The organism is Chryseobacterium binzhouense, from assembly GCF_007474545.1.
Lineage (GTDB): Bacteria > Bacteroidota > Bacteroidia > Flavobacteriales > Weeksellaceae > Chryseobacterium > Chryseobacterium binzhouense.
Window position 1 is genome coordinate 26,272 of sequence record NZ_VKOG01000011.1, and the last position, 12,743, is coordinate 39,014.

Consider the following 12,743-nt stretch of genomic DNA (forward strand, 5'->3'; position numbering starts at 1 on the left):
CGGGAGGATTTTTATTTAAGCCGATTCGTCGTTTTTCTGTTCCAGGCTGTCTCTGTACAGTTTTGCGCTGTTCCATTTGGCGTGTTTGGAAGGTTCTATGCGCAAACCTCTTTTATAGGTATAAACTTTGGTAAATTCGGCTCCGAAAAAAACCAGCATACAGGAATAGTTGATCCACATCATAATTAAGATCACCGTTCCTGCGGTTCCAAATGCTGAGGTAGGTTTAAATTGAGAGAAATATAAACTCAGCAAAAATTTACCCAGCGTAAAAAGTACCGCCGTAAGCATCGCACCTTTCCATACTGATTTCCAGCTCATTTCAACATCAGGAAGTACTTTAAACATTAAAGCAAACAATAAAATAACCAGTCCGAAGCCAATGGCAAAATTGATAATTTCTACAATGAGATAAGTTTCCATACCAAAGTACCTGGTGATAAAATCATTGAAAAGGCTGATGAGCGAAGACATTACCATTGTAATCATCAGGAGAAATCCCAAAATAAGAATCATCCCCAAAGAATTGGCACGGTCTAAAAGGAATTTCACCAAAGCTTTTTTGGGTGCGGCTTCCACATCCCAAAGATTGTTCAATGATTTCTGAAGCTGAAAGAAAAGGGTGGTAGAACCAAATATGAGTGATCCGATCCCAACGATTTTCATAAAAATATTTTCTTTGTCAATTAAAGCGCCTGCAATCATTTCCTGTATGCTTTTGGCGACATCCTGTCCCATCATTCCACTGATTTGAGAAGTGATTTGTCCGCGGATGGCTTCTTCACCAAAAAAATATCCGGCAATCCAGATAATGATAATTAATAATCCGGGAATCGAAAAGATTGCGTAGTAAGCAAGACTTGCCGAATCGCTTGTCGCATTTGATTTATTCCATTCTGTAAAGGTCTCTTTTACGGTTTCCCAGAAAAATTTTAGTTCTTTAAGCATGATTTGGTTTTGATAGTTGAAATTAATATTTACTTAAAAACGGCTTGGCGGTTTTTTGGTAATTCAATTTTCCCGCCAACACGAGAAAAAGGAGGCATTTAAGCTAAAAGCTGATTACTAAAAGCTATTCGATGGTTAGAACGGATATCCGATAGCAATATTCAGGATCAGATTATCTCTTCGCCATGCTCCGCTTCCAAAATTGATTTTGTCGAACGTCCATCGGTCTCCTTTATCATAGTAAGGCACTCTTAACGGCATCGCAAGATCAAGCCTCAGAATGAGTATTGAAAAATCTAACCTTAAACCAACTCCTGCTCCTACAGCGATTTCGCTTAAAAATTCTTTTGAAAATTTTCCGCCTGGTCTTGTATTGGTACCAGTATCATCAAATTCATCGTTAATAAGCCAGATGTTTCCGGCATCCACAAATGCTGCAACATTCAGAAATTTAAATAAGTTGGCTCTGTATTCAGCGTTCATTTCTAATTTAATATCTCCCGCCTGATCAAAAATCGCTCTTGTTGAATTTTCAGTCCTTGGGTCATAACTTCCGGGTCCCAAAGTTCTTGCACGGAATGCTCTGATACTGTTACTACCACCCACAAAGAATTGTCGGGCAAAGGGAATGTGTTCGGAATTTCCGTAAGGTACTGCTACACCCGCAATGAGTCTTGTCGCAATAGATGTTTTTTCGGTAAATTTATGATAGAAGCGTACATCGTTTTCAATTTTGGCGTACTGACTGAATGGGATTCCAAAAATATTTTTTTCTTTTCCATCTTTTACATTGGCTCCGGTTACTAATCCTGTAATATTTCCGGCTAAGTCAAGCATTCCTTTATAATAGAATGTATTTTTTCTAGGAAGCATTGTCGTAGAATAAGTGTAAGAATATGTCGGTCCGAAAATTAATTGTCGGTCAGTAATCCTTTGTAAATAAGGATTTCTAGCGGCTAAAGAATCAAACTTTGGTGTTACGTTCGCTGGGTCAATTAATGAAATATCAATCAGTTTCAGTTCATGCTCTTTGCGGACATTTTCCTTCCACTGATAACCAAAAGAGGCATTAAATGTATTTAAAGTATATAAAGTGGTTCGGTTTTGAAATTCATATCCCAGCTGAATATTGGTTCTTGGAACAAAGGCACTTGAGGAATTGAAACGGAAGGGTGCCACAATTCTCGGGATGGAAAGCTGGGCATTGGCTCCGGCTCTGAAAATGTTTTCGGCATCCGAAGGACCTCCAATCTGAACGTCGAATGCGCCGTAAACAGACGCTTTAAACTGTTCGGCTCCGCGGAAAAAATTTCTTTGTGTCCAGTTCAGGTTCACTTCACTTCCCGCATAGTTGGCAGAATTGGTTCGTCCTAATGCTTCGAGACGTAGAGACTGAAGCTCTCTAGGCGTTAAAATATAATAAGCATCAAATTTATGATTCAGAGAATCTGAAACTACAAATTCGTTTTTCACAAATTTAAAGACCCCTAAACTGATCAGCCTGTTTAAAGAAAGATTATGATCTTTCCGGTTGTAGAGATCTCCTTTTTCAAAATATAAAGCCCGGTCAAACACTTTTGGTTTGAATTTTTTCTCAGGATCTACTACAAATATATTATTGTATTCATAACCTGTAAGAGAATCTGCACTCATCGGAATGCTGTATTTTCCTCTTTTTGCATCACGCAGATTATAATTCGGGAAAACCACTACCTTGTCAATGGTAAACTGCTCCTGCGCAAGTGTAGGAGTGTTGTCTTTTAACTTGACAATAAGTTCTACATCATTTTTTCTTCTACTTACTGTACTGTCTGCCTGAACGATAATGTTATCGGGATTAAAATAATAAAAACCTCGGTCTTTAAGCCCGTCATCAATTCGCTGTCTTTCTGCTTTTATGACATCCAGATCAAAAGGATTTCCAGATTTAAGCAAAGTTCTATCTTTAAGAACCTGAATTTCTTTGTTGATCTCAGATGAATCTGCAGGGAAATTTACGTTACTGATCAGATATCTTCCACCTGGGTTTAGCGTATAGATTACCTTTGCCTTTTTGTTTTTAGATACAGTATCATACCTTGCTCTAGCGTTAAAATAGCCTTTGTTCTCAGAATAATTAACGATGATATCTTTGTTGAATTCTCTGTCAACATCGCCTAGTAAAACGGGTTCTTCTCCAAATTTGTATTTCAGCCAGTATCTGAGTCCTTTCTCTTTTTTTGGTTCTTTAGTAGCATTGTAAGCATATAACTTCGGTCTCAATCCTAAAAAAGATGAGTTTGGTTTAGGAGTTAAATTATCTTTCAGAGCAGATTCCAGTTCGTTTTTCTCTTTTTTGGAGAGTGAGTCGCTTTCTATTTTTACTTCAGCTCCGGTATAGAGCATCTGTCCGTCTTTCAGAAATTTTGTATTGCTGCACGAAATGATTGTTGCAGTAAATCCTGAAACCAAAAAATATTTACAGTATATGTTTAGTTTGTTCCTCATGTTTATATTCTGAATTAATAACTCAGCGTAATCTTCTCTTTGCTGAATTAATCGTCTTTGTGAACGTATAAAGCAGTTAATTTACGTTCTCTGTTAAAATTTTATTTAAATTCTACGACTTCTTTATCTTTATTTCTTCTATTCTGAATGGCTTCTCTGTTTCGGTTGTTTCTGGACTTTCTGAAAATATCTCTGAATTTATCATAATCCAGGGTAATCACAAACCCGAGCCCAGTTTCTACAATCTGCCCTTGTAAAGCCACCTGATATTCGTTTTTGCGATAAGCTCTCAAGGTATATCTTCCGTCTCTGGAAAGTGCATAATCTATGGTTACATCACCCGCAATATTGGTGGTATTTTCATTTTGTCTGGTTTCTCCTTCCAGCCCGAAGTTGCTTCCCACGGATACTTTTAATCTGTCGTTCAGTAATCTTTTGCTGATGTCTACATTCAGATCGGTTCTTGTATTCTGTGTTCCGGTGGAATAATCTTCTGTAGATTCCAGATCAAAGTTGAGGTCGACACCTTTGATCAAATCTGAAGCTAAATTATTAAGCTGCTGAGAAAGAATTTTACTCACACTCTGTCTTGCCATGGTTTCGGCAGATAATCCGGAATTGCTTTGGAAAGGGTTTTCGCCAATAAAACGATTCAGCAGCAATAAAGCAAAAACCTGCTTGTTCATTTCGTTCTCATCCTCTCTAAGCTGGGCAAGTTTGCCATCTACAGTTTCGGTTACATTAGAAGATACCGCATTGTTGTTCTCGTCTGTTGTAATGTCAAAGCTGATCTGAGGTTTCAGCAGCTCACCTTTCAGAATCAATAAAGTATTGAAAGGAATTCTCTGCTTAAACTGGTTCAGTTCTGATGGATTTCCAGAAAACTGCTGTTCTACCAGATCAATAGGTGCTGTTTCAGTTTTATAAACTGCAGTAATATTAAGGTCAGCGGTGGTAGGCTCACCCGTCCAGGTAATGGTGCTTCCTTTCTGAATATCAAATTTTCGTCTTAACAGACTTACCGACATTTCGTAGCTTCCTTTTTCTACCTGATAAACGCCTACCAAAGTTGTTTTTCCTGAAGGATCTATTCCGCCGGTAAGATCTGCCTCACCCTGAAGTTTTACAAAATCTCCGTTGGCTTTATCAATAATAATCGACATTTTTGCCTCTTTGCTCAATTCAATATTCACATTCACATCCATTCCTTTGAGGTTGGTCTGCGAATCAATAGAATCGGCTTTGATAGTTTTTGTTAATTCTACCTGATCCTGATCAATAAATTCCACAATGCCGTCTCTTTCCTGTAATGAAGGCGATGATTGAGGAAGTACAAAAGTAAAATCTGTAGTTTCTGACACCGCCAGTCTTCCGTCAACTTTAGGTAAGTCTAAATTTCCTCTTACCTGTAAGGCGGCATCTATTGCCAAAATTCCGTACATGATGGCATCGTTCGATTTTTCTGAATTGACAACTTTGAAATCTTTTGCGTCTACATCCAGATTAAAGGCAAAATCTCTGTAGGTTTTTGTAAGTATTTGTCCGTCGATATTGAGAGAATTTCCATCTTTATCGTTGATTTTAAACTTATCAAATTCTACTCCGCGGCTGGTAAAACTGATTTTGTCATTGATGTTTCTGAAGTCACTTCCGGTCTGTGCAATCATCATTCCTACATTATTCATCTTTACGTCACCTAAAATTCTCGGTGAATCTGCTGTTCCGGTTATTTTAAGATCTCCTGAGAGATAACCTTCCGTGTTGGTAATAGCATTTTGTGTAAAACCCTGTAATGTTTTCATCTGAAGCTGATTCATATCTAAGTTTAAATCAAAGCTGCTTGCAGAAGTGTTATATGTTCCTAAGATTTTAACATCATTATTATTTCCTGAAAGTGCAATGTCTGCATTCAAAACGTTTGCTGACTGGTTGTTGACTTTAATATCAAGGTTTCCGACCGGACTTCCGAAAACAAACAGATCGGTGACATCAATGTCGGAAGTGAAGGTCATATTTTTGGTTAAATCTCTCAATTGTGCTGTTCCGTTGATCGTTCCTTTAGCAAGAAGCGAATCTTTCTTAATGATTTCTGTAATGGTTTCAATCTTGAAGTCTTTCAGTGAAACATTCAGCGGACTTGTTGGTGAGCTGCTTTCAGATTGAAGAGAAATTTCTGCGCCCGAGTTGGAAAGTCTGAACTGATCTGCCACAATTCCCTGACTGAAAATCTGAATTTTATTATTTTCAGCAACATTCCAGTCTACATAATTTAGTTTTAAACCGTCAGGATTTAAAGAAATTTCTGTAATGTCGTTCATAGATTTTGCGTTTCCAGCAATTAGAAACCGGGTTTCATCTTTTTCATCTTTTGTTGTAATGTTATAATTAATGGTATTTTGGGCAACATCACCATTAATGTTGACTTTATTTAAAGCAAAACTTTCACTTTTCACTGAGGCAACGTCCAGGTTATACTGTAACGCCTGATCTTCGTTGGTGATTTTTAGATTTGTATTTTCTAACGAGTTGGATCCGTATACAACCTGTGGAATGTTGGCATCCAGCTCTATATTCTGTGAATCTGCGTTGTAGTTCCCGCTTATATTGATCGTTTCAAAACTTTTCAGATCAGGAACAAATTTTCTGATGAGGTCATCATTTTTAATCGCAGCATTAAGCGTAAAAAACTGTCCGGCATCAATTTTCTGATTTGGATCTGGCTTCTGAAACTGATAATACTGATTAATAGTTTGCGATAAGGCTCCGAAAATCTGAGTTAATTTATATTTTCCGTTGAGTTCAACATCGGCAATTTGGGAATTGAGTTTTAGTAAGGTTGAATCAGCGGTAGAAACTGCATTGAGTCTAACTTCCTGAAGCGGATACACTTCTTTTGTATCTGAAATGGCAAAATTCTGAAGATTCAGATATCCATTCAGATGATCGGGATCAAGATTTGTAAAATCTCCGTCAATTCCGCCTGCAATAATCATTGGTGAACTGTAAAAACCAAGCTTGTTTAAGTCTAATTTATTAATATTTCCATTGACTTTCACGGTTGGATTATCATTGAAAACTCCTGAAGCGGCAAGATGTAAATTAGCGTTCGGATCTTTTGAGTTTAAATCAATATCATAAACGCCACGGTTGATTTTACCTTTCAGATTCATGTTCTGATAAGTATAACCGTTGTAAGTTGCAGATTGTACATCGCCATTTAAATTAGCAGTCATTATTTTCGGGTCAAAACCTTGTCCTTTAGCGTTAATTTGTGCCGTAATGCTTCCCAGATCTTTATTCTGGATTATTTTTCCAATCTGTAAGCTTTGAAGATTGGCTTTTACATCGAAAGTTTCTCTGTTTTTTCTTCTTAAATCTGCTTTTGCAATCACCGCAGCATTTCCCAGAGTAGAAGTAAGGCGAAGATTGGTGTCAACAACCTGTGTGGTTCCTTTCGCCGTTCCACGAACGGTTAAGAACGAAGGTAATGTTATATTGTTTGGAATAGTATTTTTCGGAACGATATTATAAATCGTTTTAGATGCTGTCGAAAGTTCGGCAACATTCAGATCGTAATACAATTGGTCAGGATTTGTTGCATTTTTGATTTTTCCCGAAGCCAAAACTCTGAGTTTATCCAAACCAGAAACCTTCAAGTTTTGAATAGATAAATCATTGACATTTCCTCTTACAATAGCATTCACATTCAACGTTGCATTAGGGTATTTGTTGAATGGTGCAGTATTTCGTAAAGTAGGAACAATATTAAGAATATCAGAAAATCCGATTTTAGAATCACGGATGTCGGCTGAGATTTTCACCGCACCTACATTGGAAGATAATTGTTCAATCGAGTTATAATTTAACACAACCTCGTCTCTCAAAACTGTTTTTGGAGTTTGCAGATAAAGATTTTTCAGATACGCTTCTTTTTCAGCATATACAAAATCGGTGTTAAATTTTTGTACATTCAATCCTCTGGCTTCCTGAATTTCGGCAGATTTTACACTTCCTGCAAAAGTTCCGTTCTCCATTTTAAAATTCCTTACATCCAGATTGAGTTTAGAAAAGTTCAGATGATTAAAATCCATTCCATTTCTTGTGGGAGCAATAGCTGTATTGTTATAAGCTGCTTTCACGTCATTCAGTAAAAGTTTTCCTAAAACAAGATTCATTGCTTTTTGTTGCTCCGAAGTTTTTGCCGGATCCGGATCATTCTGATTTTTAGGATTTGCATTGTCTGCCGGAAGAAAAAGATTGGCATTGATGTTTGCTCCGGTCAGATAAACATTTCCAATGTTATAATTGTTGTTTTCCAGATCAATGCTGTTGACTTTGGTACTGAGTTCTTTAAATAGAACTTTTGCAAAAGTTTTGGTGTTATCATCACCATAATCTACATCAAAGTTGGTCAGTTTTATTCCGTTTAAACCTAATTTCATAGGTTTTTTCTGATTTAAAGAATCTACTTTTTCTTCAACATTTTTTGAAACTTCTTCCACAAGATCCTGCTTCAGTTTTAATTTTAACCCGTCTAGATTAATATCATTAACTGCGTAAGAATTGTTTTGAAGATCAAAGGTCTTTACTCTTGTATCAAAAGATTTAAAATAAACTTTGATGTCATTTTTTGATTGTTGATCGTTGAAAGTAAGACCTATATCTTTCAGTTTAATTTTATCTAAAGAAATAATGAAAGGTTTTGAGGGTTTCTTTTCCTGCTCTTCATCTGAAGCAGCAAAAGCATCAATAATATAATCGAAGTTAAACCTTCCCTGGGGATTTCTTACGACATTAGCTCTCACTCCTTCCAGATCAATAGAAGTAATATCTGCCTTAGATTTTAATAGCTGCCACATATTAAGACCTACATCAAAATTTTTGACCGCAAGAAGCGTATCGGTATTTTGTCCCTGCAGATACAGGTTTTCCATAATAAGGCTGTTTGGAAAACCAATATAGACTTTATCCAAGCTTACTTTTGTCTTGATTTTGCCTTCCAGATATACAATAAGTTTATCCTTTACATAATTTTGTACGGCAGGAAGTCTGAGACTAAGGATGAGAAGTGTGATTAAAACAACAATAGAGATGATTGTTATAACAACACCTCTGAGAATTTTTCTTTTATTAAATTTCAGTTTCAAGTTTCTGTGATTTAGACAAATATACAATTCGTTTTAAATGTGAAAGGCAATTCACGGGCATGAAATTATGGATGTCTTATATTTTCAGAATTTGAAAAGTAATGAGTTTTAGCATGATGTATTTATTTATGGCAGTTTTTTTGAAGCCGTTATATCATTTAAGCAAGATTTTTGCCAATTGCAGAATTTTATGTTAAGAATATAAAAATGTGGTACTTTGAGCAATAAGAAAAACCTGTTCAAACGAACAGGTTCTTTTGATGTATGCCTCGGCCGATATTAAATATTATGGAATATTTAAAAAGTGAATAGGTTTTCAGATGTTAGTTGAGTTACAACCGCGACATACATCTGATGGAGATTCAATTCATAAAGTTTGTATTTAAAATGAGTAATTATTCTTTCCATTTTACAGCTTCGCCTTGTGGGGCAGCGCCTCCCTGAGCTTCTGTAACTGGTGATTTTTCCTGGTTAATATGATAGATATAAGATGCAATTTTTTCGGCATCTCTTCCTGTGATGGTTCCTTCTTTAATGAACGGACGCATGGTTGGATTGTTGGGCGAACCATTTTCAAGCATCCAGAATACATTTTTGAATAAGCTTTTTTCCTTAATGTTGATCCAGTGATTGTCTGTTAGATTGGGTCCTATTCCGCCTTTTCCGTTGTCGCCGTGGCAGGTTACGCAATTGGTTTTAAACAATTGCTCACCTTCAGAAATATAGTCTGCGCTGTATTTTGCTGTTTCCAGGTTGATGGGTGGCGCATTTTTTTCGTATTCTTCTATCGAAGCCAGCTGTATTTTCGTTTCCTTGTCGTATTCCACATCCGGATGAGCATAATCTGTAAAGGCAAATGCAATCATATAAACACCGCAGAAAATAATGCCGAAATAGAAAAGCCCGATCCACCATTTAGGTAAAGAATTGTCGAGTTCGGTAATTCCGTCAAAACCGTGATCAATGAGAATATCCGTTTCTTCGGACTGAGACTGCTTTTTAAAGGCTGAGTTCCAGAGTTTCTGTAAATAAGAAGTGTTTTTATCTGTAATGTACATTCGCTTTTCTTCATCTGTCAGTCTGCTGAATCTTTCATTTTCCACCAAATCCCCGATAGAATTCATAATGAGCAGCAAGATGGTTACGATAATCAGCAATGCCCAGAAAATAGGTGTAGACAGATAATCGGAATCTTTTGCAAACATTTCAAATGCCATGATGATGATCCCTATGGTAAGAGCAATGTATATAGATATTGGAGTTCTTGTTTTCATTTCAAATAATATTTAAAATTAATCTACACTTGCTGTTTTAATCTCAGTCGTTTTGATATCTGTTCCCAGTCTTTGCAGATAAGCAATCATGGCAATAATCTCACGCTGTTCAAGAGGTATAAACTGATTTCCTTTTGCAGCCTTATCTTTTTCTACCTGTAATTTTACATCGGCTGCCTCAGCATAAATTCTTTTTACAATCGCCTTAGACTGATTGTCTGCCCATTGATCTGCTGAATCAATTTGTGCTTTTGTATAAGGAATATCAAAGGTATTTTTCATCAGTTTCATTTTGTCTACCATTTGTGAACGATCCAGTTGGTTGGTTATCAGCCATGGAAAACGTGGCATGATAGATCCTGCTGATGTAACTCTTGGGTTGTACATATGCTTGAAGTGCCATGAATCAGGATTTCTGTTACCTTCTCTATGTAAATCCGGTCCTGTTCTTTTAGAACCCCAAAGGAATGGTCTGTCGTATACAAATTCGCCTGCCTTGGAATATTGTCCGTTTTTACCGTCAAACCTGTTAACTTCATCACGGAACGGTCTTATCATTTGTGAATGGCAGGAATTACAGCCTTCTCGTATGTACAGATCCCGACCTTCCAGTTCTAATGGTGAATATGGTTTTACTGCAGATATAGTGGGTAAGTTGCTTTTCACGGTTAGTGTAGGAACTATTTCTACCAATCCACCGATAGCGATTGCAATAAATGCTAATATTGATAATAGATGAGGAGTTCTTTCCAGCCATAGATGCACACCTTCGCCTTCTTTTCTTGCGCTTCCGACATTTGCTAATGCAGGAGCTTCCGCAGGAACTTCTTTTTGGAATGATCCTTTTCTGATGGTTTTATAAACATTAACAACCATTAAAATTGCTCCGCTTAAATAAAATAATCCACCTAAAAATCTCATTTTATAATAAGGAATAATAGCAGTAACGGTATCTAACCAGTTTTTCCATAAAAGAGTTCCGTCAGGATTAAACTGTTTCCACATCAAACCTTGGGTAAATCCTGCAATATACATTGGTACAGCATAGAAAATTATTCCCAAAGTACCCAGCCAGAAATGCAGGTTAGCAAGTTTTTTAGACCAAAGTTCTGTTCTCCACATGATTGGAATCAGGTAATACACCACTCCGAATGCCATGAAGCCATTCCATCCTAAAGCACCTAAATGTACGTGTCCAATTACCCAGTCAGTATAATGTCCGATCTTGTTCAAAGATTTTGTTGCTAAAAGAGGACCCTCGAAAGTTGCCATTCCGTAACATGTAACAGCTACAACAAAGAATTTAAGAATAGGATTCTCTCTTACTTTATCCCAGGCTCCTCTTAAAGTTAATAAACCGTTGAGCATTCCGCCCCAAGACGGAGCAATAAGCATGATGGAAAACCCTGTTCCCACCGCCTGAGCCCATGCCGGCAAAGCAGTATACTGAAGATGATGAGGCCCTGCCCACAGATATACGAAAATCAAAGACCAAAAGTGAATAATTGATAGTTTATATGAAAATACTGGTCTGTTCGCAGCTTTTGGCATAAAGTAATACATCAAACCAAGAACCGGTGTTGTCAGTACAAATGCAACAGCATTGTGACCGTACCACCATTGTACCAATGCGTCTTTTACTCCGGCGTATGCAGAATAAGATTTCCAGCTTGTAAATGATAGAGGCACTTCCAAATTATTAAAGATATGAAGCATGGCAACCGCGATCCATGTAGCAATATAAAACCAAATCGCAACATACAAATGGCGTACTCTTCTTTTAGCAATCGTTCCAAACATATTAATTCCGAAAATTACCCATGAAAAAGTAATCAGAATGTCAATCGGCCATTCGTGTTCAGCATATTCTTTAGAAGTGTTGATTCCCATTAAGAATGTAATCACAACGGCAATGATCATAATCTGCCATGTCCAGAAATGAATCCATGAAAGAGTATCGCTGTACATTCTTGTTTTAAGAAGTCTCTGCATGCTGTAGTAAGCACCACAGAAAAAAGAATTACACACGAAAGCAAAAATGACAGCACTCGTATGAAGCATTCTAATCCTTCCAAAACCTAAAGCGCCCTGAGAATTAATTAATCCCTGAATATTACCGCTTCGTAAACTCATAATAGTTGTATCATCAGTTCCGAATAAAAATTCAGGTAATTCAGGATAGAAAAGCATCAAAGCTGCTGTTAGCCCCAAAATAAAACCAATAATTCCAAATACAATTGTTGCATAGAGGAATGCTCTGACAATATTATTGTCATAATTAAATTTTTGCGTCTCCATAAGTCTTGTTTCTTGCAGCGGATCAATTTTTCACTGTTGTTTTCCTCATTTAAATAAGGAATTATGTAACCGTAAATAAATATTATGCTGCTTGTATAATATTTTGACAAAGGTATTTACTAACTTTGTCTATGGCTATTAGATATACTTCTAAAATATACCCAAAACTACTAAAGCAATAAGTACGATGAAAATTTGTGGACAAAGCATCAGAAAAATAAGAAGAGAACGTGACCTTACTCAGGAGTACATGGCATTTGAAATGGGTATTTCACAAAAAGCCTATTCTGATATAGAAAATTCTAAAGTAAAAATCAATCTTGAAATCCTCACAAAAATTTCTGACATTTTGGATATAAAACCGTCCGATATCTGCAGTATTTCTCATAAATGCGGAACAGATGACTTTGAAGAAAAGTATAAACAGCTGCTTGATTACATGAAAAACAATAATATTGAAGTTCCCGAAAGTTTAAAATAATCCTTTTTATCATACAAAAACATTCACCATTCACCATTCCCCTTTTGTAAAATTTTTCTTTCGAATAACCAGTTAGTTAGGGGTGAATATGGATTAAATATGAATTTT

6 protein-coding genes are annotated in these 12,743 nt (G+C 36.6%); 1 reads left to right on the forward strand and 5 read right to left on the reverse strand.

The genetic code is table 11. The features are described from left to right. Window positions 1–15: 15 nt before the first annotated feature. From FNE73_RS16575 to ccoN, 5 genes are all read right to left on the reverse strand, one after another. Complete coding sequence (locus tag FNE73_RS16575; RefSeq protein ID WP_143885666.1) at window positions 16–948, reverse strand: YihY/virulence factor BrkB family protein; 933 nt, start codon at window positions 946–948, stop codon at window positions 16–18. Window positions 949–1,083: 135 nt separating this feature from the next. Further along, entirely contained in the window at window positions 1,084–3,435 is a 2,352-nt protein-coding gene (tamL, locus tag FNE73_RS16580) for a translocation and assembly module lipoprotein TamL (RefSeq protein WP_143885667.1), read from the reverse strand. Window positions 3,436–3,536: 101 nt separating this feature from the next. After that, window positions 3,537–8,582, reverse strand: a complete 5,046-nt coding sequence (locus tag FNE73_RS16585) for a translocation/assembly module TamB domain-containing protein (protein WP_143885668.1) — start codon at window positions 8,580–8,582, stop codon at window positions 3,537–3,539. 395 nt (window positions 8,583–8,977) lie between these two features. Then, window positions 8,978–9,856 carry a cytochrome c gene (locus FNE73_RS16590; protein WP_143885669.1) on the reverse strand — a complete coding sequence of 293 codons (879 nt, stop codon included), beginning with the start codon at window positions 9,854–9,856 and terminating at the stop codon, window positions 8,978–8,980. Between the two features lie 18 nt (window positions 9,857–9,874). Continuing rightward, window positions 9,875–12,154, reverse strand: coding sequence for a cytochrome-c oxidase, cbb3-type subunit I (gene ccoN / locus FNE73_RS16595; protein ID WP_143885670.1), 2,280 nt, complete (start codon window positions 12,152–12,154; stop codon window positions 9,875–9,877). A 187-nt stretch (window positions 12,155–12,341) separates the two neighbouring features. Here ccoN and FNE73_RS16600 point away from each other — a divergent pair, with 187 nt between their 5' ends. After that, window positions 12,342–12,635 carry a helix-turn-helix domain-containing protein gene (locus FNE73_RS16600; RefSeq protein ID WP_143885671.1) on the forward strand — a complete coding sequence of 98 codons (294 nt, stop codon included), beginning with the start codon at window positions 12,342–12,344 and terminating at the stop codon, window positions 12,633–12,635. Window positions 12,636–12,743: the final 108 nt, after the last annotated feature.